This is a genomic window from Streptomyces olivaceoviridis, from assembly GCF_014650115.1.
Classification (GTDB): domain Bacteria; phylum Actinomycetota; class Actinomycetes; order Streptomycetales; family Streptomycetaceae; genus Streptomyces; species Streptomyces olivaceoviridis.
The window spans coordinates 72737-98748 of record NZ_BMUI01000006.1; the positions used below are offsets into that span (position 1 = coordinate 72737).

A 26012-nucleotide genomic window follows, 5' to 3' on the forward strand; every position below is an offset into this window, starting at 1 on the left:
GCCCGGGTCACCCCGTGACGCCCACCACCAGCCAGATGAAGGCCGCGCCCGCGACCGTGCACAGCAGGGTCGAACGGGCGGGGTGCTCATGGTGGGCCTCAGGGAGGATCTCCGCCGCGGCGAGGTACAGCAGTGCGCCGCCGAACAGGCCGAGGTAGCCGCCGAGGACGCCCGCCGGGACGGTGAGGAACGTGGACGCGGCGGCTCCGGCGACGGGTGCGACGGCGTCCGCGAAGAGCATGGCGAGGGCCTTGCGGCGGGCGTTGCCGTACAGGCTGGTCAAAGTGAAGGTGTTGAAGCCGTCCGCGAAGTCGTGGGCGATGACGGCGAGCGCGACCGCGGTGCCCATGCCGCCGCCCACCTGGAAGGACGCGCCGATCGCCACGCCGTCCATCAGGCTGTGGCCCACCATCGCCCCGGCCGCCGTCAGGCCCACCTCGGGGGCTCTGTGGTGGTGTTCGTCGGCGCCGTGGGCGGCGCGGCGGGCCGCCAGCAGGCGTTCCACCAGATGGGCGAGGAGGAAGCCGGCCAGGAACAGCAGGAGCGCGGCCGGGACGCCGTGGACCTCGGTGCCCGCCGTCCGGAGCGCCTCCGGCAGCAGGTCCAGGCCGGCCACGCCGAGCATCAGCCCGCCGGCCAGGCCCAGCACCAGATGGCGACGGTCGGTCACGCGCTGTGCCGTCCAGCCGCCGGCCAGCGTCATCAGGAACGCGCCGAGCGCGACGAAGACCGCCATAGGCCCTTGCTATCGGATCGACCCGCGTTCCCGCACATCCGACAGCCACAACCGCAGTACTCGTAGGAGAGGACCGATTCCCATGGCCGATGCCCCCACCGGCAAGGTGACCTTCGTCGGTGCCGGCCCCGGCGCCGCCGATCTGCTGACGTTCCGTGCCGCGCGGGCCATCGCCGAGGCCGACGTCGTGATCTGGGCCGCGAGCCTGGTCCAGGCGGAGGTCCTCGAACACGCCGGCGAGGACGCCGAGATCCTGGACTCGGCGACCATGTCGCTGGAGGACGTCGTCGCGGTGTACCGACGCGCGTTCGAGGAGGGGCTCGCGGTGGCCCGTATCCACTCCGGCGACCCGGCCCTGTGGGGCGGCACGCAGGAGCAGCTGGACCGCTGCCAGGAGATCGGCATCGCGACCGAGGTAGTCCCGGGCGTGTCCTCCTTCTCCGCCGTGGCCGCGCTGGCGCAGCGCGAGCTGACGATTCCCGAGGTCGCGCAGTCCGTGGTGCTGACCCGGCTGGGCGGGGGCAAGACGCCGATGCCGCCCGGTGAGGAGGTGCGCGAGTTCGCCCGCCACGGCACCACCATGGCGATCTTCCTGTCGGCGGCGCGCAGTGGGCAGCTGGTGCGGGAGCTGCTGGAGGGCGGCTACCCGACGAGCACCCCGGTGGTGATCGCGTACCAGGCGACCTGGCCCGAGGAGCTGGTCGTCAGGTGCACGATCGGCACGCTGGAGGAGACGGTCAAGGAGCACAGGCTCTGGAAGCACACGCTGTTCCTGGTCGGCCCGGCGCTGGACGCGCACGGGACGCGTTCGCACCTGTACCACCCGGGTCACTTCCACGGCTACCGGAAGGCCGACCCCGAGGCGCGGCGGGCGCTGCGCGAGCAGCGGGCGAAGAGTTGATCACCGTCGTCGGTACGGGGACCGGGGCGCCGGTGCCCGTGGACGTCCTGGCCGGGGCCGCGCTGGTCGTCGGCGGGCGGCGGCACCTGGACTCCGTACGGCTGCCCGAGGGGGCGGAGCGGGTGGTGCTCGGCCCGCTGGCGCCCGCCCTGGAGAGCATCGCCGGGTACCTCGGCAAGGAACTGCCGGTGGTCGTGCTGGCGTCCGGGGACCCGGGGTTCTTCGGGATCGTGCGGGCGCTGGCCGAGCGGTTCGGGTCCGGGCTGCTGGACGTGCGTCCGGCGGTGTCCTCCGTGGCCACCGCCTTCGCCCGGATCGGGCTGCCCTGGGACGACGCGGTCGTGGTCAGCGCGCACGGCCGGGAGCTGCGGACGGCGGTGAACGTGTGCCGGGCGCGGCCGAAGGTGGCCGTGCTGACCGGACCCGGCGCCGGGCCGGCCGAGCTGGGGGCCGCGCTCCCCGGTGACCGGACCCTGGTCGTGGCGAGCGCGCTCGGCGATCCGCGGCGGGAGCGCGTGGAGCGGGTGACGGCCGCCGAGGCGGCGGCCCGGGACTGGGGTACGGCGGTGAGCGTGGTGCTGTGCCTGGACGAGGCGCGGGCGCTCGGTGCGGTGCGGACGGTGGCCGGGGTGCCCGGGGCTCCGGCCCGCTGGGCCCTGGAGGAGGACGCGTTCGCGCACCGGGACTCGATGATCACCAAGTTCGAGGTGCGGGCGCTGGCCCTGGCCCGGCTGGGGCCGCGCCTGGGCGACCTGGTGTGGGACGTGGGCGCCGGGTCGGGCTCGGTCGCGGTGGAGTGCGCGCGGCTCGGTGCCGCGGTCGTCGCCGTCGAGAAGACCCCGGACGGGGTGGCGCGCATCCGGGCCAACGCGGACGCCCACGGCGTCGACGTGGACGTGGTGCACGGCTCGGCGCCGGACGCCCTGGCGGGGCTGGCCGGCGATCCCGACGCGGTGTTCGTCGGCGGCGGGGGCCGGGAGCTGCCCGCCGTGGTGACCGCGTGCGCGCGGCGGGCCCGGCGGACGGTCGTCGTGGCCATGGCCGCGCTGGACCGGGTGCCGGCGGCCCGGCAGGCGCTGACGGACGCCGGGTTCACCTGCGACGGGGTGCTGTTGCAGTCCTCGCGCCTCGCGCCGCTGCCGGGGGACGTGACCCGGCTGGCGGCCACCAATCCTGTGTTCCTGCTGTGGGGCGTGAGAACCCCGGCGTCTAGTGAAGGAGTAGTCCAGTGATCGGCCTCATTTCCGCCACCGCGGCGGGGGCGGCGGCGCGGGACCGGCTGGCCGCGGCCTGGCCGGAGCGTACGCGCGTCTACGAGGGTCCTGTCGGTGAGGCCGTGCGGGCCGCGTTCGCGGAGTGCGAGCAGCTGGTGTGCTTCCTGGCGACCGGGGCGGTGGTACGGCTGCTCGCGCCGCTGCTCGCCGGCAAGGCGGCCGACCCGGGCGTGGTGTGCGTGGACGAGGGCGGCCGGTTCGCGGTGTCGCTGCTCGGCGGGCACGCGGGCGACGCCAACGCGCTCGCCCGCGAGGTGGGTGCGGTGCTGGGCGCCGAGCCGGTGGTGACGACCGCGACGGACGCCGCCGGGCTGCCGGGCCTGGACACGCTCGGCCTGCCGTACGAGGGGTCGGTCGCCGCGGTCTCCCGGGCGCTGCTGGACGGCGAACCGGTCGCGCTGGAGGCCGAGGTGGTCTGGCCGCTGCCACCGCTGCCGGTCGCGCCCCAGGGGACGTACACGATCCGGGTGACCGACCGGGCCGTCGCGGCGGGCGAGCGGGAGGTGCTGCTCAGGCCGCCGTCGCTGGTGGTCGGGGTCGGCGCGTCGAAGGGCGCGCCGGCCGAGGAGGTCCTCGGTCTGGTCGAGGAGGCGCTGCGGGAGGCGGGTCTCTCGCCGCGGTCGGTCGCCGAGCTGGCCACCGTGGACGCCAAGGCGGAGGAGCCGGGCATCGTGGCCGCCGCCGAACGGCTCGGGGTGCCCCTGGTGACGTACTCCGCCGGGGAACTGGCGGCGGTCGAGGTGCCCAACCCGTCCGACGCGCCCCTCGCGGCCGTCGGCACCCCGTCGGTCGCGGAGGCCGCCGCCCTGGTCCGGGGCGGGGAACTCCTCGTCCCCAAGCGGAAGTCGGCCGCGCGGCCCGCGATGGCGACCTGTGCGGTCGTACGGCGTCCGGGGCGCGGGCGGCTCGCGGTCGTCGGCCTCGGGCCGGGCGCCCGGGACCTGCTCACCCCACGCGCGGCGGCCGAGCTGCGGCGGGCGTCGGTGCTGGTCGGTCTCGACCAGTACGTGGACCAGATCCGCGATCTGCTGCGGCCCGGCACCCGGGTGCTGGAGTCGGGGCTCGGCGCGGAGGAGGAGCGGGCCCGGACGGCGGTCGCCGAGGCCCGCGCGGGGCACGCGGTGGCGCTGATCGGCAGCGGGGACGCGGGCGTGTACGCCATGGCCTCGCCGGCGCTCGCCGAGGCCTCCGACGACATCGACGTGGTCGGGGTGCCCGGGGTGACGGCCGCGCTGGCCGCCGGGGCGGTCCTGGGCGCGCCGCTGGGCCACGACCACGTGTCCATCAGCCTGTCCGACCTGCACACGCCGTGGGAGGTCATCGAGCGCCGGGTGCGCGCGGCGGCCGAGTCGGACCTCGTCGTCACCTTCTACAACCCGCGCTCCCGGGGCCGCGACTGGCAGTTGCCCAAGGCGCTCGCGATCCTCGCCGGACACCGGGAGCCGACGACGCCCGTCGGTGTCGTCCGCAACGCCTCCCGGCCGGACGAGGCCGCCCGGGTCACCACGCTCGCCGCGCTGGACCCGGCGACGGTCGACATGATGACGGTCGTCACCGTGGGCAACACGGCGACCCGTCGGATCGCGGGGCGCATGGTGACGCCGCGCGGCTACCGCTGGCAGGCGTCCCAGGAGGGGGCGGAGTGAACCGCGTCGTCCACCCGATCGAGCAGGAGTCCTACCGGCGGCTGCGCGCCCGCCTGGACACCTCGCACTTCCCGCCGCTGACCCGGGCGGTGGTGGAGCGGGTCATCCACTCCGCCGCCGACCTGGAGTACGCGAACGACCTCGTCATGGACGAGGGCGAGCTGGTGACGGCGCACGCGGCGCTGCACGCCGGGGCGCCGGTGGTCGTGGACGTCGAGATGGTGGCCGCCGGGATCACCCGGCGGGAGACCGTCTGCCGGCTGAGGGACGCGGTGGCCGGGCCGGGTCTGACCCGGTCGGCGCACGCGATCCGGCTCGCGTACGAGCAGGTAGGTCCCGGTGCCCTCTGGGTGATCGGCAACGCGCCGACCGCGCTGGAGGAGCTGCTGACCCTGGACGCCGACCCGGCGCTCGTCATCGGACTGCCCGTCGGCTTCGTCGGCGCGGTCGAGTCCAAGGCCGCGTTGCGCGAGAGCGGGCTGCCCGCCGTGAGCAACGTGTCCGAGAAGGGCGGGTCGGCGGTCGCGTCCGCCGCGCTCAACGCCCTGCTGTACCACCCCGCTTCACACTCCGAGGAGAACGCGTGACCACCCCGCCCGCCCTGCTCATCGCCGGCCACGGCACCCGTGACGACGCCGGAGCCGAGGCGTTCCGCGACTTCGTCCGGGAGCTGGGGCGCCGCCACCCCGGGCTGCCCGTCGCCGGCGGCTTCATCGAACTGTCCCCGCCGCCGCTGGGCGAGGCCGTCGCCGAGCTGGTCGAACAGGGCGTACGCCGGTTCGCCGCCGTGCCGCTGATGCTGGTGTCCGCCGGGCACGCCAAGGGCGACATCCCGGCCGCGCTGGCCCGTGAGAAGGAGCGGCACCCGGGCATCTCGTACACCTACGGCCGTCCGCTGGGCCCCCACCCGGCGCTGCTGAACGTGCTGGAGCGGCGGCTGGACGAGGCGCTCGGCTCGTCCGCCCGCACCCCGGAGGACCGGGCCGACGTCACCGTGCTGCTGGTCGGGCGCGGCTCCACCGACCCCGACGCCAACGCCGAGGTGTTCAAGGCGGCGCGGCTGCTGTGGGAGGGCCGGGGGTACGCCGGGGTCGAGACGGCGTTCGTGTCGCTCGCGGCGCCGGACGTGCCGAGCGGGCTGGACCGGTGCGCGGCGCTGGGGGCGCGGAGGATCGTCGTACTCCCCTACTTCCTCTTCACCGGCATCCTGCCGGACCGGGTGCGGCAGCAGACCGAGGGGTGGGCCGCGGCGCACCCGGAGGTCGAGGTGCGCTCGGCCGATGTCATCGGGCCCGAGCCGGAGCTGCTGGACCTGGTGATGGAGCGGTACGAGGAGGCCGTCAAGGGTGATCTGCGCATGAACTGCGACTCGTGCGTGTACCGGATCGCGCTGCCGGGCTTCGAGGACAAGGTCGGGCTGCCGCAGCAGCCGCACTTCCACCCGGACGACGACGACCACCACGGGCACGGACACGGGCATGGGCACGGGCATGGGCACGGGCATCACGGGGGGCACTCGCACAGCCATGCGCACTGAAGCGGCCGGCGGGTCCGGTGACGATCTGCGGCACCACGGGGACGCCGAGGTGCGGGACGACGGGGCCGGCCTGGTCGACCTCGCCGTCAACGTCCGCGCGGACACGCCTCCGTCGTGGCTGCGGGAGGAGATCGCCGGTTCGCTGTCGTCCCTCGCGGCCTACCCGGACGGGCGGGCCGCGCGGGCGGCGGTGGCGGCGCGGCACCAGCTGCCGGTGGAGCGGGTGCTGCTGACGGCGGGGGCGGCGGAGGCGTTCGTGCTGCTCGCCCGAGCACTGAAGGTCCGCCGGCCGGTCGTCGTGCACCCGCAGTTCACCGAGCCGGAGGCCGCGCTGCGGGACGCCGGGCACACCGTGGCCCGGGTGCTGCTGCGGGAGGAGGACGGGTTCCGGCTGGACCCGGCGGCCGTGCCGGAGGAAGCCGACCTGGTGGTGATCGGCAACCCCACGAATCCGACGTCGGTGCTGCATCCGGCGGAGACGGTCGTCCGGCTCGCCCGCCCGGGGCGGACGTTGGTGGTGGACGAGGCGTTCATGGACGCGGTGCCGGGTGAGCGGGAGGCACTGGCCGGGCGGACCGATGTGCCGGGGCTCGTCGTGCTGCGCAGCCTCACCAAGACCTGGGGGCTGGCCGGGCTGCGCATCGGGTACGTCCTGGCCGCGCCCGAGGTGATCGCCGAGTTGGAGCGGGCCCAGCCGTTGTGGCCGGTGTCGACACCCGCGCTGGCGGCGGCGGAGGCGTGTGTGGCGCCGAGGGCACTGGCGGAGGCGGGGCACGCGGCGCATCGCATCGCCGGGGACCGGGCGCACCTGGTGGCCGGGCTGGCCGCGTTCGCCGCCCGCGGAGTGCGGGTGGTGGGGCCGGCGGAAGGACCGTTCGTGCTGGTCCGTATGCCGGGGGCGGCCGGGGTACGGCGGCGGTTGCGGGAGCTCGGTCATGCGGTGCGGCGGGGTGACACGTTTCCGGGGCTCGGTCAGGAGTGGGTGCGGGTCGCCGTGCGGGACCGGGGGACGGTGAACGGGTTCTTGCGGGCGCTGTCGGCCGCACTGGATTCGTCCGGCTGACAGACTGAATCACCAACCGCCGCCCCGGCTCGCCGCGTTGAGCTGCTCCGTCAGCTCTTCCGGCGTCGAGCCACCGCCACCGCTCCTCCGCCCGCCAGCAGCAGGGTCAGTGCGCCGCCCGCGATGTACGGGGTCGCCGAGCTGCCGCCGGTCTCCGCGAGGTCCGCTTCGGCGGGGGTGCCCTGGGGGCGGGGGCCGGCGGCCGGGTCGTGGCTCGGCACCGGGGTCGTGGCGGGCGGGGCCATCGGGGACTCGCAGGTGGCCTTGGCCAGGGTGACCGTGCCCTCGACGTCGGCCACGTTGAGCTTCAACGGGTTGACGGAGACCCTGAGTTCGAGGGCGGTCGCGGCGGCCGTACGGGTCGTGGTGCTCCGCTGGGAGAGGTCGAGGCGGACCTCGCCGACGCCGGGCACCTTCACCTCGGACGGGCCGCCGGCGGTGAGGGTGACGCGCTTGCCGAGGACGGTGACGGCACCGAGGACGTTCGCGGAGGCGACCGGCGCCTTGCCGACCTCACAGGTCGCCTTGGCGGTGATCGTGTCGGCCTCGATCAGGGACAGCAGGGGCAGACCGGGGACGTGCAGCTTGGCGTGGGCGACCCGGACCGAGCCCTCGGCGCGCCGCGCGGTCACCGTGGCCCCGGCCTGGGCGACGTCCGCGCCGAGGACGGTGAACGGCTTGCCGCCGTTCACGCCGTCGAGCCGGGCGGACAGCGCGGTGCGGTCGGCGCTCCGGGGTGCCTGGACCTCGTTGAGGGAGACCGCGAGCGGGACGTCCACGGTCTTGTTGAGCAGGGACACGTCGAGCCCGGTGCGCAGGACGACGGCGGAGGCGCGACCGTGGTCACCGGTCGCGTGCGCGGCGCCCGCGCCCCCCAGGACCACGGGCGCCGAGGCGAGGGCCGTGGCCGTCGCGAGGACGGTGAGACGGCGTACGGGCATGCGGAAGTTGTTGCTGTTCAAGGCGGTGGGACCCCCCAGACGGAACCTGCTTGGGACCCGTCAACCTTGTCCCCGGTGTGGGTGAACGGTCAGCGATCCGGGGCTACTTCACTCCAACGTGGAGTTTCCGCACGCCGATTCGATTCCAGGGCGAAATCGGCGGGCTCAGGGGAACGCCTACTCGACCACGCGTCCGTTCAGCACCACCCGCCGGGGCGCCGCCAGCACCCGTACGTCCGCCCGGGGATCGGTCTCGTACACCACGAGGTCGGCCGGGGCGCCCTCCTCCAGCCCCGGTCGGCCGAGCCAGGCGCGGGCGGCCCAGCTGGTGGCGGCGAGCGCGTCGGTCGGCGGGATGCCGGCGGCGACCAGTTCGGCGACCTCCTCCGCGACCAGCCCGTGCGGCAGTGTGCCGCCGGCGTCCGTACCGACGAAGACCGGGATGCCGGCGTCGTAGGCGGCGCGTACGGTGTCGTAGCGCCGCTCGTGCAGCCGGCGCATATGGGCGGACCAGCGCGGGAACTTCTTCTCGCCGCCGTCCGCGAGCCGGGGGAAGGTGGCGATGTTGACGAGGGTCGGGACGATCGCGACGCCCCGCTCGGCGAACAGCGGGATCAGGTCCTCGGTGAGGCCGGTGGCGTGCTCGATGCAGTCGATGCCCGCCTCGACCAGGTCGCGCAGGGAGTTCTCGGCGAAGCAGTGGGCGGTGACCCGGGCGCCGAGCCGGTGGGCCTCGGCGATGGCCGCCTCCACGGCCTCGCGGGGCCAGCAGGGGGCCAGGTCGCCGAGGTCGCGGTCGATCCAGTCGCCGACGAGCTTGACCCAGCCGTCGCCGCGCCGGGCCTCCCGGGCGACGTGGGCGACGAGGTCGTCCGGTTCGATCTCCCAGGCGTAGTTGCGGAGGTAGCGGCGGGTGCGGGCGATGTGCCGGCCCGCCCGGATGATCTTCGGGAGGTCGTCACGGTCGTCGATCCAGCGGGTGTCGGAGGGCGAGCCCGCGTCACGGATCAGCAGGGTGCCCGTCTCGCGGTCGGTGAGCGCCTGCTTCTCGGCGGTGTCCGTGTCCACCGGGCCCTCGGCGCCCAGGCCCACGTGGCAGTGGGCGTCGACCAGGCCGGGCAGCGCCCAGCCCTCGACGGTGGTGATGTCGCGGGCCCCGGCGGGGCGGTCGTAGCAGACGCGGCCCCCGACCACCCACAGCTCGTCACGGACGTCGTCCGGCCCCGCCAGGACCCGGCCCTTCACGTGCAGCACCGCACCATCGCTCATGCCCGCACCCTAACGACCTACGGCTCGGACTTCCCCACCTGGTCGGAGGTCTCCTCCTCGACCTCGGCCATCGCCGGGTCGAGCAGCCGGGAGAGGAAGTGCCGGGTGCGCTCGTGCTGCGGGTCGCCGATCACCCGGTCGGGGCTGCCGTCCTCGACGATCACGCCGCCGTCCATGAAGACGACCCGGTCGGCGACCTCGCGGGCGAAGGTCATCTCGTGGGTGACGACCATCATCGTCATGCCCTCCCGCGCGAGCCTGCGCATGACGGCGAGGACGTCGCCGACCAGCTCGGGGTCGAGCGCGGAGGTCGGCTCGTCGAAGAGCATCACCTCGGGGCCCATGGCGAGCGCCCGGGCGATGGCGACGCGCTGCTGCTGGCCGCCGGAGAGGGAGGACGGGTAGGCGTCCGCCTTCTCCGAGAGGCCGACGCGGGCGAGGTTCTCGGCGGCGACGCGCGCGGCCGTCTCCTTGTCCCGCCCGAGGACGCGGCGCTGCGGCAGCGTGAGGTTCTCGGTGACGTTCAGGTGCGGGAAGAGGTTGAACTGCTGGAAGACCATGCCGATGCGGCGGCGTACGGCGTCGATGTCGACGTCTGGGTCGGTCACCTCGGTGCCGCCGACGAAGACCTGGCCCTTGGTGGGCTCCTCCAGCAGGTTCACGCAGCGCAGCAGCGTGGACTTGCCGGAGCCGGAGGGGCCGATGACGCAGACGACCTCGCCCTGGCCGATCTCCAGGTCGATGCCGCGCAGCACCTCGTTGTCGCCGAAGGACTTGTGCAGTCCTCGGACCTCGATCTCCGGGCGGCTCACCGGATCGCCTCCTGGGCCTTGGATTCCATACGGCGGACGACGAAGCTGAGCGGGATGGTGACCAGCAGGTAGCACAGGCCCGCGACCAGGATCGGCGTGGAGTTGGCGGTCGTACTGGCGAGGTCGCGGCCGAACTTGGACAGTTCCCGCTCCTCCAGGGTGACACCGAGGAACAGCACCAGCGAGGAGTCCTTGAAGAGCAGGACGAGTTCGTTGGTGAGCGGCGGCAGGATGATCCGGAAGGCCTGCGGGATGATGATGGAGACCATGGCCTTCGCGGGCGAGAAGCCGAGCGAACGGGCCGCCTCCATCTGCCCCTTGGGCACGGCCTGGATGCCGGCCCGAATGGTCTCCGCCATGTACGCGGCCGAGACCAGGCCGAGCGCGAGGGCGACCTTGCCGTACGTACCGCCCGGGATCTCCGTGCCGGGGAAGGCGAGGGGCACGGCCACGCCGACGAAGATGAAGATCAGCAGGGCGGGCAGCCCGCGGAAGATCTCGATGTAGACGCCCGCCAGCCAGCGGTAGGGGCCCACGGAGGACAGCCGCATCAGCGCGATGACCATGCCGAGGACGAGTCCGACGACGAAGCCGGACAGCGTGTAGAGCACGGTGTTCTTCAGCGCCAGCGTGATGACGTCGGGGAACATCTGCTTCGCGATGTCCGCCTGGGCGAACTGGTTCTGGAGCCGGCCCCAGTCGGCCGTGACCGCGAAGGCGATCACGGCGGCGGCGAAGACGGCGTACTGGACGCCGCGCGACAGGCCGCGCTTCTGACGCCGGGTCAGTCCCTTCCTCTTCGGCTGGAGGGCTGTGTCCGTGTCGGTCATGAGGCGGCGGGAGAGGCGACGGAGGCCTCGTACGGGCCGATCCACTGCTCGTAGATCTTCTTGTAGGTGCCGTCGGCCTTGGCGGTCTTGAGCGCCTTGTTGATGGCGTCGAGCAGCGCCTTGTTGCCCTTCTTGACGGTGAAACCGTACTGCTCACCGGTCTTGAGGTTGTCCACGACCTTGAACTTGTCCGCGTTGGCCTTGTCCTTCAGCCAGCCCTGGACGACCGGGTAGTCGATGACGACGGCCTGGACCTGGCCGGTGCGCAGGCCGTTGAGGACGGCGTCGGAGGACTCGAAGGAGATCGGGTCGTAGCCCTTGCTCTTGACGTAGTCCTCGCCGGTGGTCTGCGCCTGGGCGCCGAGCTTCTTGCCCTTGGCCTTGACGTCGGCGAGCGAGTTGATCCCGCTGTTCTTGTCGACGAGGACGGCCTGGGTGGCCTCGAAGTACGGGTCGGAGAAGTCGACGTTCTTCTTGCGCTCGGCGGTGATGGTCATGCCGGCGGCGGCCAGGTCGCACTCGCCCGAGTTCAGGAAGGCACCCGTCTTGAAGTTCTCGAAGGGCGTGTCGAGGATCTGCTGCTTGACGCCGAGGTCCTTGGCGACGAGGTCGATGAGGGAGACGTCGAAGCCCTGCACCTTGCCGTTCACCTCCGACTGGAACGGCGGGTACGGCAGGTGGGTGCAGGTGGTCAGCTGACCGGCCTTGGCCAGGTGGACACCCTTGACCGTGGTCTTGCCGCTCCCCGAGTCGCTGGAGGAGCAGCCGGCCGCGACGAGCACGAGTGCGGCGGTCGCGGTGGTGGCGGCCAGAAGGCGGGTCCGGCGCCCGACGAGCGTTTTCATGGGGAGGTCTCCTGTCGGGGAACTAAGAGTTCCGATTATAAGGAAGTGTTTGAGTCTCTCAAATCAAACCCATGGCCAGGCAGCCCCTCGACCTAAGATCGAGGGAGTCGGCCCCCGAGAGACGAAGAGAGCACCGCCGTGACCCACCCCTTCCTCGACCTGCCCCCGCTGACTGCCGAGCGTTTCGCCGCCATCGAGGACGGGGTGGCCCGGCTGCTGGACACCCGCCAGGACGTCCTGATCACCCAGGGCGAGGCACTGCTGCCGCTGGAGGGCGCGATCCGCTCGGCGGCCGGTCCGGGCACGGTGGCCCTGAACGTGATCACGGGTCCTTACGGGCAGACCTTCGGCAACTGGCTGCGCGACGCCGGCGCCACGGTGCACGACCTCTCCGTCCCCTTCCACACGGCGGTGACCGCCGGGCAGGTCCGGGAGGCGTTCGCCGAGCACCCGGAGATCGACTTCGTGTCGCTGGTGCACGCCGAGGCGGCGACCGGCAACACCAACCCGGTCGCGGAGATCGGCGAGGTGGTGCGGGAGCAGGGCGCCCTCTTCTACCTGGACGCGGTGGCCTCGGTCGGCGCGGAGCCGGTGCTGCCGGACGCGTGGGGCGTGGACCTGTGCGTGATCGGCGCGCAGAAGGCGATGGGCGGCCCGGCGGGCGTGTCGGCGATCTCGGTGAGCGCGCGGGCGTGGGCCCGGATGACCGCCAACCCGAACGCCCCGCGCCGCTCGTACCTGTCCCTGCTGGACTGGAAGGACCGCTGGATCGACGCCGGCCGCAAGGCGCTGCCGCACGCGCCGGCGCAGCTGGAGATGCTGGCGCTGGAGGCGTGCCTGGAGCGGATCGAGTCGGCGGGTCTGGAGTCGGTGATGGCCCGGCACCGGCGCGCGGCGCTGGCCTCGCGGGCCGGCGCGGTGGCACTGGGCGGGGGCCTGGAACCGTATGTGTACGAGGAGGGGGACGCGGCGCCGGTCGCCACGACCCTCCGGGTGCCGTCCGGCGTGGTGGCCTCCGACCTGGTGGCCCGCGCTCTGGCGACCGACCCCGCCCTGCCGCTGGCGGCCGGCGGCGGCGCCCTGGCCCGGGAGATGATCCGCGTCAACCACTACGGTCCCGACGCGACGCGGGGCGCGGTCCAGAACTCCCTGGCGGCACTGGGCGCGGCGCTCGCCGAGCGGGGCCTGCCGGTGGACCCGGCCGCCGCCCGCGGGGCCGTGGAGAACGCCTGGCGCTGATCCGCAAGGGGTCATCACCCCGGAACGCAACGAAAACGGCTCGCGCACACCGCGCGGGCTGTTTTCACATCTTGAATTCCAATTACTTTCACAAACTCCGCCAATTCTCCGGACGATAGCTTCCCGTCTTCTTCTGCCCGCTTTTTGCAGAGCTAAACAAGGGACTTTGCCGACAGGTTTCCCGCGCTTTCCGGGCTGTGACACACTCCACAACAGGTGAGATTTGCCCTGATTTGTAGCGGCGCATCTCGGACATTTCACCGGCCGGGCAAGAACCCTCCACACTCGCTCCCGTGCATTCTCGAATTCGCTTCGCTAAATTCCTGCCGTATGACTGCCGCACCCGCAGACCTGCTCATCGAACGGCCGGCGACGACCGACGGAGCCGCGCTCTGGCGTCTCGCCAAGGAATCGAAAACCCTCGATCTGAACTCCTCCTACAGCTATCTGCTGTGGTGCCGGGACTTCGCCGGCACCTCGGCGGTGGCACGCGGCGCGGGCGGGGAGCCGGTCGGCTTCGTCACCGGATACCTGCGGCCGGACCGCCCGCGCACGCTGCTCGTCTGGCAGGTGGCCGTCGACCCCGCCCACCGGGGCCACGGCATCGCCGCCAAGCTGCTGGACGGGCTGACCGCCCGGCTCGTCGCCGAGCGGGGGATCACCGGGATCGAGACCACCATCACGCCCGGCAACACCGCCTCCGAGCGGCTGTTCACCTCCTTCGCCGAGCGGCACGGCGCACAGGTGACCCACGAGGTGCTGTTCCCCGCCGAACTGTTCACGGACGGCCCGCACGACCCCGAAGTCCTGTACCGCATCGGCCCGTTGACCGACTCCACCGCCCACTGAGGAGCGATTCACCGTGACCATCACCCAGCCCGACCTCAGCGTCTTCGAGACCCTGGAGTCCGAGGTGCGCAGCTACTGCCGCGGCTGGCCCACCGTCTTCGACCGCGCGCGGGGCAGCCGGATGTACGACGAGGACGGGCACGCGTACCTCGACTTCTTCGCCGGTGCCGGCTCACTCAACTACGGCCACAACAACCCCGTCCTCAAACGGGCGTTGATCGACTATCTGGAACGGGACGGCGTCACCCACGGCCTGGACATGTCGACCACGGCCAAACGCACCTTCCTCCATGCCTTCCAGGACCTGGTCCTGCGCCCGCGCGACCTGCCGTACAAGGTCATGTTCCCGGGGCCGACCGGCACCAACGCCGTGGAGTCGGCGCTGAAGCTGGCGCGGAAGGTGAAGGGCCGCGAGGCGATCGTGTCGTTCACCAACGCCTTCCACGGCATGTCGCTGGGCTCCCTCGCCGTGACGGGCAACGCCTTCAAGCGGGCCGGCGCGGGCATTCCGCTGGTGCACGGCACGCCGATGCCGTTCGACAACTACTTCGACGGCACGGTCCCGGACTTCCTGTGGTTCGAGCGGCTGCTGGAGGACCAGGGCTCCGGGCTGAACAAGCCCGCCGCCGTGATCGTGGAGACCGTGCAGGGCGAGGGCGGCATCAACGTCGCCCGGCCCGAATGGCTGCGCGCGCTGAAGGAGCTGTGCGAGCGGCAGGACATGCTGCTGATCGTCGACGACATCCAGATGGGCTGCGGCCGTACCGGCGCGTTCTTCTCCTTCGAGGAGGCCGGCATCACGCCGGACATCGTCACCGTGTCGAAGTCGATCAGCGGCTACGGGCTGCCCATGTCGCTGTGCCTGTTCAAGCCCGAGCTGGACGTGTGGGAGCCGGGCGAGCACAACGGCACCTTCCGCGGCAACAACCCGGCCTTCGTGACCGCCACCGCCGCGCTGGAGACGTACTGGACCGACGGCTCGGCCATGGAGAAGCAGACCCGCGCCCGTGGCGAACAGGTCGAGCGGGCCCTCGTCTCCATCACCGAGGAGAACCTGGCCGACGTGAGGGAGTACCGCGGCCGTGGGCTCGTGTGGGGCCTGGAGTTCCACGACAAGTCCCGGGCCTCCCGGGTCGCCCGCCGCGCCTTCGAGCTCGGACTGCTGATCGAGACGTCCGGCCCGGAGGGCGAGGTCGTCAAACTGCTGCCGGCCCTGACCATCACGCGCGAGGAACTGGACGAAGGACTCAGCGTCCTCGCCCGCGCCGCCCGCGAAACCGCCTAGCCACACCCGGCAAGCCAGCAAGTCAGCAAGGAGGCAGTGCACCCCCATGATCGTCCGTTCGTTCAAGGACATCGAAGGCACCGACCGGCACATCAGGGCGAAGTCCGGCACCTGGGAGAGCAAGCGGATCGTCCTCGCCAAGGAGCGCGTCGGCTTCTCCCTGCACGAGACCATCCTGTACGCCGGGACGGAGACGTCGATGTGGTACGCCAACCACATCGAGGCCGTCGTCTGCACCAAGGGCGAGGCCGAACTCACCGACCAGGAGACCGGGAAGACGTACACCATCACCCCCGGCACCATGTACCTCCTCGACGGGCACGAGCGGCACACGCTGCGCGTCAAGGAGGACTTCCACTGCGTCTGCGTGTTCAACCCGCCGGTCACCGGCCGGGAGGACCACGACGAGAACGGTGTCTACCCCCTGCTCACCGAGCCCGAGGAGGTGTGAGAGCCCATGACCACCGCCACCGTGAGGGACCTCTACCCGACCCGCGGCACCACCGAGGTGACCGTCCCCCGCCAGGACCCCGTCGTCTGGGGCGCCCCGGACACCCCGGGCCCGATCGAGACGGCCGACCTCCAGGCGTACGAGCGGGACGGCTTCCTCGCCGTCGACCAGCTGATCGGTCCGGACGAGGTCGAGGTCTACAAGCGTGAGCTGGACCGGCTGGTCGCCGACCCGGCGATCCGCGCCGACGAGCGCTCGATCGTGGAGCCGAAGTCCAAGGAGATCCGCTCGGTCTTCGAGGTGCACCGGATCAGCGAGGTGTTCGCGAACCTGGTGCGCGATCCGCGCGTGGTCGGCCGCGCCCGGCAGATCCTCGGCTCGGACGTGTACGTCCACCAGTCCCGGATCAACGTCAAGCCGGGCTTCGGCGCGAGCGGCTTCTACTGGCACTCGGACTTCGAGACCTGGCACGCCGAGGACGGCCTGCCGAACATGCGCACGGTGTCCGTCTCGATCGCGCTGACCGAGAACCACGACACCAACGGCGGCCTGATGATCATGCCGGGTTCGCACAGGACGTTCCTGGGCTGCGCCGGTGCCACGCCGGAGGACAACTACAAGAAGTCCCTTCAGATGCAGGACGCGGGCACGCCGTCGGACGAGGCGCTGACCGCGCTGGCGGGCGAGTACGGCATCCGGCTGTTCACCGGCAAGGCCGGCTCGGCGACCTGGTTCGACTGCAACTGCATGCACGGCTCCGGCGACAACATCACGCCGTTCCCGCGCAGCAACGTCTTCATCGTGTTCAACAGCGTGGAGAACACGGCGGTGGAGCCGTTCGCGGCGCCGGTGCGGCGGCCGGAGTTCATCGGGGCGAGGGATTTCACCCCGGTGCGGTAGCCGCTCCCGATCACCGGGCCGGGACCTCCTCGTGTGGGACAGGAGGCCCCGGCCCGGTCGTGTCAGCCGGACAGCGCCTCCAGCAGCCGGTCCACGTCGGCGGTCGTGTTGTAGAGGTGGAAGGCCGCGCGCAGGTTGCCCGCGCGGTTGGATACCTCGATGCCCGCCTCGCTCAACTCGGGCTGCCGGGAGCCGAGTCCGGGGACCGAGACGATCGCCGAGCCGGGAGCGGGCACCGGCGCGTGGCCGAGGCCGGCGAGACCCGCGCGGAACCGGTCGGCGAGGGCGGTGTCATGGGCGTGCACGGCGTCCACGCCGAGTTCCTCGATCAGCTCCAGCGAGCGCCGCAGGCCCGCGAAGGTGAACAGGGCGTGGGTGAGGTCGAACCGCCGGGCGGAGCGGGCGAGCTCGGCGACCGGGCCGTAACAGCTGTCCCACGGCCGCTCGGCCGCGACCCAGCCGGCGAGCAGCGGCGTCAGCCCGCCGAAGTCCTCGGGGACGGTGAGGAAGGCGGCGCCGTGCGGGCCCAGCAGCCACTTGAAGGAGACGCTCGCGGTGAAGTCGTAGGCGTCCGCCTCCACCGGCAGCCAGCCGGCGGCCTGGGAGAAGTCGACGTAGGTGCGGGCGCCGTGGGCGCGGGCGGCCTCGCGCAGGGCGGGCAGGTCGGCGACCCGGCCGTCGGCGGACTGCGCGGCGCTGACCGCGACGAGCGCGGTCCCCGGCCGGACGGACTCGGCGATCCGCTCCAGCGGGACCGTGCGGACCTTGAGGTCGCCGCGGACGTGGAAGGGGTTGAGCACGGAGGTGAAGTCGTCCTCGGCGGTGAGGACTTCGGCGCCCGCCGGGAGCGAGGCGGCGATCACACCGGTGTGCGCGGCGACCGAGGCGCCGGCCGCGACGCGGGTGGCCGGGACGCCGGTGAGCCGGGCGAACGCGGCCCGGCTCGCCTCCACGTCCTCGTACAGGGAGGTCAGCGGCCGGCCCTCGGCCCGCAGCAGCGCCGCCTCCTGGAGGGCGGCGACGGTACGGGCCGGCAGCAGGCCGTTGCTCGCGGTGTTGAGGTAGATGCTCTTCGGGGTGAACTCGGCGCGGACGAGGCTCTCGAACGTCTCCGTGGTCTCCATGGGTCCACTCTGCGGCCCAGGCACCTACGCGTCCATCGCGAATTCCTACGCGGTTCCTCTTAGCGGCACTTGTACGAGCGCCCCGACCTGTGCTTTCAGCCCTGCTGCGGCACCGCGCACCCGTCCGGTCCGCACGCCTGGGCGTCATCCTGCTCGACGAGCTTCAGCGGCGAGCGCTCGCCCCAGGCCTGGGTGAGCGCCTGGGTGAAGACCTCGGCGGGCTGGGCACCGGAGACGCCGTACGTCCGGTCGAGGACGAAGAACGGCACACCGGTCGCGCCGAGCTGGGCGGCCTCGCGCTCGTCGGCGCGGACCTCGTCGGCGTAGCGGGACGGGTCGGCGAGCACCGCGCGGGCGGCGTCGGCGTCCAGTCCCGCCTGCGCGGCCAGCTCCACCAGACGTTCGTCGCCCTCGGTGAAGACGGACCGCTCCTCGGCGAAGTTCGCCCGGTAGAGGATCTGGATCAGCTCGTCCTGCCGGCCCTGCTCCTTGGCGAAGTGCAGCAGGCGGTGCATGTCGAAGGTGTTGCCGTGGTCGCGGTCCCGGGTGCGGTAGTCCAGGCCCTCGGCGGCGGCCTGGGCGGCCAGGTTGTCCTCGCCGGCCTGGGCCTGCGCCTCGCTCATGCCGTACTTCCTGGTCAGCATGGTGATCACCGGCTGGACGTCGCCCTTGGCGCGGCCCGGGTCCAGCTCGAAGGAGCGGTGCACCACCTCGACCTGGTCGCGGTGCGGGAAGGCAGCCAGCGCCTTCTCGAAGCGGGCCTTGCCCACGTAGCACCAGGGGCAGGCGATGTCGCTCCAGATCTCGACGCGCATGTCTTCGGCTCTCTCCAGGTCGTACGGGCTCGGGGGCTCTCCCCGGGCCGGTACATGAACGTTCAAGCAGCCGGTTTCATTCCCGGGGAGGCACGCGGAAGTGCAGGAAGAGGTGGTGGTCGCCGTCGGCGGGCGGGTGGGCGGGGTCCGGGAGCCAGCCCTGGCGGGCGTAGAAGGCGCGGGCGCGCCGGTTGTCCACGTGGACGTCGAGGACGGCCCGGCTCCTGCCCCCGGCGCGCCACCGCTCGACGCAGGCCGCGTGCAGGGCCGTACCGATGCCGCGGCGCCAGCGGTCGGGGTCGACGTGGAACTGGTACAGCTTGACCGTGCCGGCGGGGCCGTCCTGCGGGGGCCGGAAGGAGGCGACACCGGTGATCGCGCCCTCCTCCACGACGCGGAGCACCTGCCCGTCGGGGCGCTCGACGGCGCCGCGCCAGGCGGCGGCCCAGTCGATGCCGTCGTCCGGGAGGCCGTCGGGGTAGTACGTCGAACGGGCCCTGCGGTGCAGTGCGGCGATCCGCTCGGCCTCGGCGGGCAGGGCGGTGCGGATCACGCGGATGCCCCTGACACGGTCATGATCATGCAGGAGAGGACGCGGCCGGCCGCTGTCCGGTTCCGCGGCGGCTCGGCCGGAGTCCGGCAGGCGGTCTTGTCAGCCGCCGTCCCGCAGGTCGCTCGGTCCGCCGGGCCTGAACGCTATGTGGTCGTAGGTCACCGCACACCCCTCCCCCACCGGCGACTGCGCCATGAACCCGACCAGCGCGGCACCGGTCTCCTTCTCCTCACCCAGGGTGAAGAACCGGACGAAGGTCCAGCGCGCGCCGTCCCGGGAGGCGTGGAAGGCGAAGGCCCGCCCCGTCCGGCTGACCCGCAGCCACACCGAGTCCCCGTCCACCGTGAAGGAGTTGGCGTCGTCGGAGTGCCCCCGGGTGACCACCGTGCACACGGTGGGCACGTCCGGGGAGTACTCCAGACAGAGCTTGGCCCAGGCCCGCTCGCCGACATGGACGTACAGCACCCCGGCGTCGAACGCGTCACGGAACCCCACGCGGACCCGGGCGACCAGCTGGAAGTCCCCTTCGAGCGGGGCCCCCAGCAGCCGGGGCGCGTCGGAGGCGGGTTCCCGTGCGTCGCCGTCGGGCGGCACGAACCGGTCCTGACGCGGCCCGGCCCGCCCGGTGAGCACACCGTCCTCGTAGGACCAGTCACCGTCCGGCCCGTAGGCCTTCAGGGAGAAGGGCACCTCGGGAATGTCCACGTCCGTCAACCTCTCCTCACCCCCCTACGGCGCTACCGCTCCAGCACCCCGTTGAACCGCCGAGGAAGCCCCAGGGGGTTGTCGTCCTTCAACTCGTCCGGCAGCAACGCCTCGGGCGCGTTCTGATAGACGACCGGCCGCAACCACCGCTCGATGGCCGTACCGCCCACGGAGGTGGACGTGGACGTCGTGGCCGGGTAAGGCCCGCCGTGATGCTGCGCGGGCGCCACCGCGACGCCTGTCGGCCAGCCGTTGACCAGCACACGCCCGGCGAGCGGCGTCAGCTCGGCCAGCAGCTCCGGCCCCCGGCCCCGCCCGGCGGCCTCGTCCGAGGACACCTGGACGGTCGCCGTGAGGTTGCCCGGCAGCCGCGACAGCACAGCCGTGGCCTCGGCCTCGTCCGCGTAGCGGGCCACCACGGTGACCGGCCCGAAGCACTCCTCCAGCAGCAGGTCGTACGCCCCCTCCTCGGCCAGCTTCTCCGCCGGCACCGTGAGGAACCCGGCACTGACCGCGTGTTCGCCGCCCGCGCCCGGGGTGACCGGCGACTCCACGTCCGGCAGCTCCACGCGCTCGGCGACCCCGGCGACGAAGTTGTCCCGCATACGGTGGTCGAGCAGCACCCCGGCGTCGGTGTCGCTGACGGCGTCGGTCAGGGACTTCACCAGCCGGTCGCCGGACGCGCCGGACGGCACCAGCACCAGGCCGGGCTTGACACAGAACTGGCCCACGCCGAGGGTCATCGACCCGGCGAGCCCGCCGCCGATCTCCTCGGCCCGCTCGGCCGCGGCGGCCTCGGTGACCAGGACCGGGTTCAGCGAGCCGAGTTCGCCGTGGAACGGGATCGGCACCGGGCGGGCGGCGGCGGCGTCGAACAGCGCCCGTCCGCCCCGTACCGAACCGGTGAAGCCGGCCGCGGCGACCAGCGGGTGCTTGATCAGTTCGACGCCCGCCTCGAAGCCGTGCACGAGTCCGACGACGCCCTCGGGGATGCCGTGTTCGGCGGCGGCCCGGCGCAGCACCTTGGCGACCAGCTCGGACAGGGCCGGGTGGTCGGGGTGGGCCTTGACGACGACCGGGCAGCCCGCGGCCAGCGCGCTCGCGGTGTCACCGCCGGCGACGGAGAAGGCGAAGGGGAAGTTCGAGGCGGAGTAGACCGCGACGACACCCAGCGGCACCTTGTAGCGGCGCAGGTCCGGGACGGGCGGGGTGGCGGTGTCGTCGGGGTGGTTGATGATGACGTCGAGGAAGGCCCCCTCGTCGACGATGTCGGCGAAGGCCCGCAGCTGGTAGCAGGTGCGGGCGAGTTCGCCGGTCAGCCGGGCGGGGCCGAGCGCGGTCTCGGCGTCGGCGGTCTCGACGAGGCCGTCCTTGGCCGCGTCCAGGCCCGCGGCTGCCGAGCGCAGGAACGCGGCGCGGACCGTGCGGTCGGTGAGGGCGTCGCGCGCGGCGTGGGCCGCCCGGACGGCCGCGTCCACCTCCTGGGCTGTGGCCTCCACCGCAACCTGTTCACGCTGCTTCCCGGTGCGCGGGTCGACACTCCAGACTGGTGCTGCTGCCACCGCGGGTCCCTCCCAGTAAAGGCCGCATTGTCTACGACGATCAGGCTCAGCCATCAGCCGCGTTCGATATACTGAACGCTGTCTCTGATGATGAATATGCTGCTCGGAGACTATATAACTCAGTCCTCGTCGAACGAAGGGGTCAAGGGCGATGGCGGCAGGCGACACAGGGGGCGGGGCGCAGGTCAAGTCCGCGGTACGGACCGTTGAGCTGCTCGAATACTTCGCCGGCCGGCCCGGTATGCACTCCCTCGCGGCCGTCCAGGAAGCCGTGGGGTATCCCAAGTCCAGCCTGTACATGCTGCTGCGCACGCTCGTGGAGCTGGGCTGGGTGGAGACGGACGCGACGGGCACGCGGTACGGCATCGGGGTGCGGGCGCTGCTGGTCGGTACGTCGTACATCGACGGCGACGAGGTGGTGGCCGCCGCCCGCCCGACCCTGGACCGGCTCTCCGACGACACCACGGAGACCATCCACCTGGCCCGGCTCGACGGCACCAACGTGGTCTACCTGGCCACCCGTCAGTCCCAGCACTACCTGCGGCCCTTCACCCGCGTCGGCCGCCGGCTCCCGGCCCACTCCACCTCCCTCGGCAAGGCGATCCTCGCCAGCTACACCGACGAGCAGGTGCGCAAGCTGCTGCCGGAGACGCTGCCCGCGCTCACCGAGCACACCATCACCGACCGGGAGAAGCTCATCGAGGAGCTGCACCAGGTCCGGGAGCAGGGCTTCGCGGTCGACCGCGAGGAGAACACGCTGGGCCTGCGCTGCTTCGGCGTCGTGATCCCGTACCGCACGCCCGCGCGGGACGCCATCAGCTGCTCGGTGCCGGTGGCCCGGCTGACCCCCGCGCACGAGCAGATGATCAAGGACGCGCTGTTCGACGCGCGGGACCGGCTGACGCTGGCGACCCGCAGGCTCTGACCCCGGCAGCCGCGGTCCCGCGGGCGGGGGCCGTAGGCTCGGTCGCATGGAGATCGCGCTGCGGGCCGTACGGGACAGCGACCTGCCGGTGTTCTACCGGCAGATGACCGACCCGGAGGCCGTCCGGATGGCCGCGTTCGGCCCGGAGGACCCGTACGACCGGGAGGCCCTCGCGGCCTACTGGCAGCGCATACGGAACTCCTCCGACGTGCTGCGCACGGTCCTGGCCGACGGTGAGGTGGCCGGCAACACGGCCGTCTACGGCGTGGCCGGCGAGCGCGAGGTGACGTACTGGATCGACCGCGCGTACTGGGGCAGGGGCGTGGCGACGGCCGCGCTGCGAGCCCTGCTCGCCGAGGTTCCCGAACGGCCGCTGTACGCGCGCGCGGCGGCCGACAACCACGCGTCGCTGCGCGTCCTGGAGAAGTGCGGCTTCCGCGAGGCGGCCCGTGCCCGGGGGTACGCGAACGCGCGGGGCCGGGAGATCGAGGAGGTCGTGCTGATCCTGGAGGCTGCCTGAACGCGGGCCGCGGGACGCCGCACGACATGAACGCCGGATGAGAAAACCGGTCGTACGGGAACGATCGCCCCCGTCTCGAGCGTCTTCCCAGCGGGATGAACAAGACGATCAGGCGGGCGTCCGTCTTCGCGCTGCTGCTCGTGCTCGCCCTGCTGGTCAGGGCCACGTGGTTGCAGTTCTACGACGGCAAGGCCCTCGCGGACGACAACGACAACCGGCGGAACGCGATCGCGACCTACTCGCGGCCCCTCGGGAACATCATCGTGGCCGGGAACGCGATCACCGGCTCGACGCGGACGAAGGGAAGCGACCTCGCGTACAAGCGGACGTACACGGACGGCAAGCTGTACGCGGCCGTGACGGGCTACGCCTCACAGGCCTACGCCCCCACCCAGCTGGAGGGCGTCTACAAGGATCTGCTCAACGGCACGGACAACCGGCTGAAGACCGTGATGGACACCGTCACCGGCGAGCGCTCCGAACCGGGCGACGTGCTGACGACGATCGACCCGGCGGTGCAGAAGGCGGCCTACCGCGCGCTCGGCGACAAGAAGGGCGGGGCCGTCGCGATCGACCCGAAGACCGGCAAGATCCTCGCCGTGGCGTCGACGCCGTCGTACGACCCCTCCGCGCTCACCGACGCGAACACCGCCGGCCAGGCCTGGAAGTCGCTCAACGCGGACAAGGACAAGCCGCTCACCAACCGCGCGCTGCGCCAGCCGCTGCCCCCGGGCTCGACGTTCAAGCTGGTCGTCGCGGCGGCGGCGCTGGAGGACGGGCTGTACAAGAACGTGGACGAGCCGACCGACAGCCCCGATCCGTACCGGCTGCCGGGCACGGTGCGCGACCTGGCGAACGAGAACAAGTCAGCGCCCTGTGAGAACGCTTCGATCCGCGTGGCCCTGCGGTACTCGTGCAACAACGTCTTCGGTCACATGGCCGTCCAGCTCGGCCAGGACAAGGTCAGGGCCATGGCCGAGAAGTTCGGCTTCGACGACGACGCGCAGGACGTGCCGGTGCGGGCCTACACCAGCGTGTACCCGTCCGGCATGGACCAGGCGCAGACCGCCCTGTCCGGCATCGGCCAGTTCGACGTCACCGCGACCCCGCTCCAGATGGCCATGGTGTCCGCGGCCATCGCCAACGGCGGCAAGCTGGTCTCGCCGCACATGGTCTCGCAGATCACCGACAGCGGCGGTGATCTGCTGAAGGACTTCGACGACAGCGCCGGCACCGAGGAGATCATCAGCTCCACCACCGCCGAGCAGCTCCAGTCGGCGATGCAGACGGTGGTGAAGGACGGCACCGGTACGAACGCGCTGATCGACGGGGTGACCGTCGGCGGCAAGACCGGTACCGCCCAGCACGGCGAGAACAACAGCAAGACGCCGTACGCCTGGTTCACCTCCTACGGCAAGTCCGACAGCAACGGCAAGGAGGTCGCCGTCGCGGTGATGGTGGAGCAGTCGGACGCGGCCCGCTCGGAAGTGAGCGGCAACGGCCTGGCGGCGCCGGTGGCCAGGGCGATGATGCAGGCGGCCCTGAAGTAGCCCCTCACCTCACCCCGAGGATCTGCTCCACCGGGTCGATCGCGAAGTACACCAGGAACAGCGCCGAGACCGCCCACAGCAGCCAGTTGACCTCGTGTGCCTTCCCCACCACCGCCTTGATGACGACGTAGGCCAGGAACCCGGCGCCGATCCCGTCGGTGATGGAGTACGTGAACGGCATCGCGGCGATGGTGAGGAACGCCGGGACGGCGATCTCGTAGCTGTCCCAGTCGATGTGTTTGACGTGGGTCATCATCAGGAAGCCCACGGCGATCAGCGCGGGCGCCGCCGCCTGGAGCGGGACGATGGTGAGCAGCGGGGTGAGGAAGAGGGCGAGCCCGAACAGGCCGCCGGTGACCAGGTTGGCGAAGCCGGTGCGGGCGCCCTCGCCGACGCCGGCCGCCGACTCGATGTAGGCGGTGTTGGAGGAGGCGGAGCCGACACCGCCGGCGACGGCCGCGGCGCCGTCGATGAACAGCACGCGGCCGATGCCGGGCACCTGGCCCCGCTCGTCCAGCAGCCCGGCCTCCGCGGTGATGCCGACGATCGTGCCCATGGCGTCGAAGAAGTCCGACAGGATGAGGGTGAAGACCAGCAGGACGGCGGTGAGGACACCGGCCTCGGCGAAGCCGCCGAACAGGCTGAAGTGACCGACCAGCCCGAAGTCCGGGGCGGCGACGAGCTTGTCGGGGACCTCGGGCGTGGTCAGGCCCCAGCTCTTGATGTCGGCGACGGCGTTGAGGACGATCGCGACGACGGTCATCGTCACGATGCTGATGAGGATCGCGCCCTTCACCCTGCGGGCGAGCAGCGCGACGGTGAGCAGCACGCCGAGGCAGAAGACCAGCACCGGCCAGCCGGTGAGCCGGCCGACGGCGCCGAGCTGGACCGGGACCGTGGTGTGGGCGGCGTCCGGGATGCGGCTGACGAACCCGGCGTCCACGAAGCCGATGAAGGCGATGAACAGGCCGATGCCGACGCCGATGGCCTGCTTCAGCTGCTGCGGGATCGCGTTCATGATCGCTTCCCGGAGTCCGGTGAGCACCAGCACGCAGATGACGATGCCTTCCAGGACGACCAGGCCCATGGCGTCCGCCCAGCTCATCAGCGGGGCGAGCTGGAAGGCGACGACGGCGTTGAGGCCGAGTCCGGCGGCGATGGCGAGAGGCAGATTGCCGCCGACGCCCATCACGACCGTCATCACACAGGCCACCAGGGCGGTGGCGGTGACGAGTTGGCCGGTGTCCAGGGTGTGGCCGAACTTGTCCTTGGCGCTGCCCAGGACGATCGGATTCAGGACAAGGATGTAGGCCATGGTGAAGAACGTGGCGAAGCCGCCGCGTATCTCGCGCCCGAGCGTGGATCCCCGTTCGGAGATCCTGAAGTACCGGTCGACGAACATGGTCCCACTCCTCGTCACCTGAAGATCGGTCGGCGGATGCTGGCTGGATTGTTCCCCCGTCGCACCCGTTTCAGGTTTTCTCCGTGTTACGTCATCGAGTTCGGCATGCCCGACGCCGCCTCCGCGGAGTTCCACGCCTTCTTCTCACGGCGCTACGCCGAACTCGCCCGGCTGGCATACCTGTTGACCGGCGCCAGACGTCCAAGGCCATGGCCGGACTCCAGCGGCTGCTCGGCCCGCAGGGCGGCGACCCGCGGCGGGTGCACGCGGCGATGGCG

The 26012-nt window shown here is 72.1% G+C and carries 26 protein-coding genes and 1 pseudogene; 15 read left to right on the top strand and 12 right to left on the bottom strand.

The window, feature by feature from the left end:
• Positions 1 to 7: 7 nt before the first annotated feature.
• Positions 8 to 736: a ZIP family metal transporter gene (locus IE273_RS13635; protein ID WP_189815429.1), complete on the bottom strand. Its 729-nt coding sequence runs from the start codon at positions 734 to 736 to the stop codon at positions 8 to 10.
• Between the two features lie 82 nt (positions 737 to 818).
• Between IE273_RS13635 and cobM the strand changes: the two genes are divergently transcribed.
• The 6 genes from cobM to cobC are packed head-to-tail and all read left to right on the top strand — an operon-like array spanning position 819 to position 7157.
• Positions 819 to 1637 (top strand): precorrin-4 C(11)-methyltransferase, encoded by an 819-nt coding sequence (gene cobM / locus IE273_RS13640; protein ID WP_189815430.1) that lies wholly within the window; start codon positions 819 to 821, stop codon positions 1635 to 1637.
• A complete protein-coding gene (gene cbiE, locus IE273_RS13645) occupies positions 1634 to 2869 on the top strand; it encodes a precorrin-6y C5,15-methyltransferase (decarboxylating) subunit CbiE (RefSeq protein ID WP_189815431.1) in 1236 nt (411 codons plus the stop codon). Before cobM ends, cbiE begins: the two co-directional genes overlap by 4 nt.
• A complete protein-coding gene (cobJ, locus tag IE273_RS13650) occupies positions 2866 to 4557 on the top strand; it encodes a precorrin-3B C(17)-methyltransferase (RefSeq protein WP_189815432.1) in 1692 nt (563 codons plus the stop codon). Before cbiE ends, cobJ begins: the two co-directional genes overlap by 4 nt.
• Complete coding sequence (locus IE273_RS13655; protein WP_189815433.1) at positions 4554 to 5144, top strand: precorrin-8X methylmutase; 591 nt, start codon at positions 4554 to 4556, stop codon at positions 5142 to 5144. Before cobJ ends, IE273_RS13655 begins: the two co-directional genes overlap by 4 nt.
• On the top strand, positions 5141 to 6094 hold the full coding sequence (locus IE273_RS13660; RefSeq protein ID WP_189815434.1) for a sirohydrochlorin chelatase: 954 nt from the start codon (positions 5141 to 5143) through the stop codon (positions 6092 to 6094). Before IE273_RS13655 ends, IE273_RS13660 begins: the two co-directional genes overlap by 4 nt.
• Complete coding sequence (gene cobC, locus IE273_RS13665; RefSeq protein ID WP_189815435.1) at positions 6084 to 7157, top strand: Rv2231c family histidinol phosphate aminotransferase CobC; 1074 nt, start codon at positions 6084 to 6086, stop codon at positions 7155 to 7157. The genes IE273_RS13660 and cobC overlap by 11 nt, the downstream gene beginning before the upstream one ends.
• Positions 7158 to 7207: 50 nt before the next feature.
• On the opposite strand, the gene IE273_RS13670 is transcribed toward cobC, so the two are convergent.
• The 5 genes from IE273_RS13670 to IE273_RS13690 all read right to left on the bottom strand — a co-directional run bounded on the left by IE273_RS13670 (position 7208) and on the right by IE273_RS13690 (position 11854).
• Positions 7208 to 8119 (bottom strand): SCO1860 family LAETG-anchored protein, encoded by a 912-nt coding sequence (locus IE273_RS13670; protein WP_189815436.1) that lies wholly within the window; start codon positions 8117 to 8119, stop codon positions 7208 to 7210.
• A 156-nt stretch (positions 8120 to 8275) separates the two neighbouring features.
• A complete protein-coding gene (locus IE273_RS13675) occupies positions 8276 to 9367 on the bottom strand; it encodes an amidohydrolase family protein (protein ID WP_189815437.1) in 1092 nt (363 codons plus the stop codon).
• A gap of 17 nt (positions 9368 to 9384) precedes the next feature.
• Positions 9385 to 10179: an amino acid ABC transporter ATP-binding protein gene (locus IE273_RS13680; protein WP_103813021.1), complete on the bottom strand. Its 795-nt coding sequence runs from the start codon at positions 10177 to 10179 to the stop codon at positions 9385 to 9387.
• Positions 10176 to 11009, bottom strand: coding sequence for an amino acid ABC transporter permease (locus tag IE273_RS13685; protein ID WP_189815438.1), 834 nt, complete (start codon positions 11007 to 11009; stop codon positions 10176 to 10178). The genes IE273_RS13680 and IE273_RS13685 overlap by 4 nt, the downstream gene beginning before the upstream one ends.
• Entirely contained in the window at positions 11006 to 11854 is an 849-nt protein-coding gene (locus tag IE273_RS13690; protein ID WP_189815439.1) for a transporter substrate-binding domain-containing protein, read from the bottom strand. Before IE273_RS13690 ends, IE273_RS13685 begins: the two co-directional genes overlap by 4 nt.
• Positions 11855 to 11992: 138 nt before the next feature.
• On the opposite strand from IE273_RS13690, the gene IE273_RS13695 reads away from it, so the two are divergent.
• The 5 genes from IE273_RS13695 (at position 11993) to thpD (ending at position 16578) form a co-directional block, all read left to right on the top strand.
• On the top strand, positions 11993 to 13093 hold the full coding sequence (locus IE273_RS13695) for a pyridoxal-phosphate-dependent aminotransferase family protein (RefSeq protein WP_189815440.1): 1101 nt from the start codon (positions 11993 to 11995) through the stop codon (positions 13091 to 13093).
• A gap of 330 nt (positions 13094 to 13423) precedes the next feature.
• Positions 13424 to 13942 carry a diaminobutyrate acetyltransferase gene (ectA, locus tag IE273_RS13700; protein WP_189815441.1) on the top strand — a complete coding sequence of 173 codons (519 nt, stop codon included), beginning with the start codon at positions 13424 to 13426 and terminating at the stop codon, positions 13940 to 13942.
• Positions 13943 to 13955: 13 nt separating this feature from the next.
• Positions 13956 to 15227, top strand: coding sequence for a diaminobutyrate--2-oxoglutarate transaminase (ectB, locus tag IE273_RS13705; protein WP_189815442.1), 1272 nt, complete (start codon positions 13956 to 13958; stop codon positions 15225 to 15227).
• 46 nt (positions 15228 to 15273) lie between these two features.
• Positions 15274 to 15678 carry an ectoine synthase gene (locus IE273_RS13710; protein ID WP_189815443.1) on the top strand — a complete coding sequence of 135 codons (405 nt, stop codon included), beginning with the start codon at positions 15274 to 15276 and terminating at the stop codon, positions 15676 to 15678.
• 6 nt (positions 15679 to 15684) lie between these two features.
• Positions 15685 to 16578, top strand: coding sequence for an ectoine hydroxylase (gene thpD, locus IE273_RS13715; RefSeq protein ID WP_189815444.1), 894 nt, complete (start codon positions 15685 to 15687; stop codon positions 16576 to 16578).
• Between the two features lie 62 nt (positions 16579 to 16640).
• Here thpD and IE273_RS13720 read toward each other — a convergent pair whose 3' ends face one another.
• From IE273_RS13720 to IE273_RS13740, 5 genes are all read right to left on the bottom strand, one after another.
• The gene (locus IE273_RS13720; protein WP_189815445.1) at positions 16641 to 17702 is read right to left on the bottom strand and encodes an aminotransferase class V-fold PLP-dependent enzyme; all 1062 of its coding nucleotides are present in this window, start codon (positions 17700 to 17702) and stop codon (positions 16641 to 16643) included.
• A gap of 95 nt (positions 17703 to 17797) precedes the next feature.
• Complete coding sequence (locus IE273_RS13725) at positions 17798 to 18517, bottom strand: DsbA family oxidoreductase (protein ID WP_189815446.1); 720 nt, start codon at positions 18515 to 18517, stop codon at positions 17798 to 17800.
• 76 nt (positions 18518 to 18593) lie between these two features.
• Complete coding sequence (locus tag IE273_RS13730; RefSeq protein WP_189815447.1) at positions 18594 to 19070, bottom strand: GNAT family N-acetyltransferase; 477 nt, start codon at positions 19068 to 19070, stop codon at positions 18594 to 18596.
• Between the two features lie 99 nt (positions 19071 to 19169).
• Positions 19170 to 19784, bottom strand: a complete 615-nt coding sequence (locus IE273_RS13735; protein WP_189815448.1) for a DUF1349 domain-containing protein — start codon at positions 19782 to 19784, stop codon at positions 19170 to 19172.
• A 23-nt stretch (positions 19785 to 19807) separates the two neighbouring features.
• Positions 19808 to 21337 carry an aldehyde dehydrogenase (NADP(+)) gene (locus tag IE273_RS13740; protein WP_189815449.1) on the bottom strand — a complete coding sequence of 510 codons (1530 nt, stop codon included), beginning with the start codon at positions 21335 to 21337 and terminating at the stop codon, positions 19808 to 19810.
• A 151-nt stretch (positions 21338 to 21488) separates the two neighbouring features.
• Here IE273_RS13740 and IE273_RS13745 point away from each other — a divergent pair, with 151 nt between their 5' ends.
• The 3 genes from IE273_RS13745 (at position 21489) to IE273_RS13755 (ending at position 24332) form a co-directional block, all read left to right on the top strand.
• Positions 21489 to 22262, top strand: a complete 774-nt coding sequence (locus IE273_RS13745) for an IclR family transcriptional regulator (protein ID WP_189815450.1) — start codon at positions 21489 to 21491, stop codon at positions 22260 to 22262.
• Positions 22263 to 22308: 46 nt separating this feature from the next.
• Positions 22309 to 22782, top strand: coding sequence for a GNAT family N-acetyltransferase (locus IE273_RS13750; protein WP_189815451.1), 474 nt, complete (start codon positions 22309 to 22311; stop codon positions 22780 to 22782).
• A 95-nt stretch (positions 22783 to 22877) separates the two neighbouring features.
• Positions 22878 to 24332, top strand: a complete 1455-nt coding sequence (locus tag IE273_RS13755) for a peptidoglycan D,D-transpeptidase FtsI family protein (RefSeq protein ID WP_189815452.1) — start codon at positions 22878 to 22880, stop codon at positions 24330 to 24332.
• A gap of 4 nt (positions 24333 to 24336) precedes the next feature.
• Here IE273_RS13755 and IE273_RS13760 read toward each other — a convergent pair whose 3' ends face one another.
• Positions 24337 to 25734, bottom strand: coding sequence for an NCS2 family permease (locus tag IE273_RS13760; RefSeq protein ID WP_189815453.1), 1398 nt, complete (start codon positions 25732 to 25734; stop codon positions 24337 to 24339).
• A 105-nt stretch (positions 25735 to 25839) separates the two neighbouring features.
• Between IE273_RS13760 and IE273_RS45110 the strand changes: the two are divergent.
• Positions 25840 to 25926: pseudogene (locus IE273_RS45110) on the top strand (SigE family RNA polymerase sigma factor); the annotation flags it as partial.
• Between the last annotated feature and the right edge of the window lie 86 nt (positions 25927 to 26012).

Coding starts and splice junctions, on each gene's coding strand:
- IE273_RS13635 (WP_189815429.1), bottom strand. CDS start 736: ATGGCGGTCTTCGTCGCGCTCGGCGCGTTCCTGATGACGCTGGCCGGC.
- cobM (WP_189815430.1), top strand. CDS start 819: ATGGCCGATGCCCCCACCGGCAAGGTGACCTTCGTCGGTGCCGGCCCC.
- cobC (WP_189815435.1), top strand. CDS start 6,084: ATGCGCACTGAAGCGGCCGGCGGGTCCGGTGACGATCTGCGGCACCAC.
- IE273_RS13675 (WP_189815437.1), bottom strand. CDS start 9,367: ATGAGCGATGGTGCGGTGCTGCACGTGAAGGGCCGGGTCCTGGCGGGG.
- IE273_RS13685 (WP_189815438.1), bottom strand. CDS start 11,009: ATGACCGACACGGACACAGCCCTCCAGCCGAAGAGGAAGGGACTGACC.
- IE273_RS13690 (WP_189815439.1), bottom strand. CDS start 11,854: ATGAAAACGCTCGTCGGGCGCCGGACCCGCCTTCTGGCCGCCACCACC.
- ectA (WP_189815441.1), top strand. CDS start 13,424: ATGACTGCCGCACCCGCAGACCTGCTCATCGAACGGCCGGCGACGACC.
- IE273_RS13710 (WP_189815443.1), top strand. CDS start 15,274: ATGATCGTCCGTTCGTTCAAGGACATCGAAGGCACCGACCGGCACATC.
- thpD (WP_189815444.1), top strand. CDS start 15,685: ATGACCACCGCCACCGTGAGGGACCTCTACCCGACCCGCGGCACCACC.
- IE273_RS13720 (WP_189815445.1), bottom strand. CDS start 17,702: ATGGAGACCACGGAGACGTTCGAGAGCCTCGTCCGCGCCGAGTTCACC.
- IE273_RS13725 (WP_189815446.1), bottom strand. CDS start 18,517: ATGCGCGTCGAGATCTGGAGCGACATCGCCTGCCCCTGGTGCTACGTG.
- IE273_RS13745 (WP_189815450.1), top strand. CDS start 21,489: ATGGCGGCAGGCGACACAGGGGGCGGGGCGCAGGTCAAGTCCGCGGTA.
- IE273_RS13750 (WP_189815451.1), top strand. CDS start 22,309: ATGGAGATCGCGCTGCGGGCCGTACGGGACAGCGACCTGCCGGTGTTC.
- IE273_RS13755 (WP_189815452.1), top strand. CDS start 22,878: ATGAACAAGACGATCAGGCGGGCGTCCGTCTTCGCGCTGCTGCTCGTG.
- IE273_RS13760 (WP_189815453.1), bottom strand. CDS start 25,734: ATGTTCGTCGACCGGTACTTCAGGATCTCCGAACGGGGATCCACGCTC.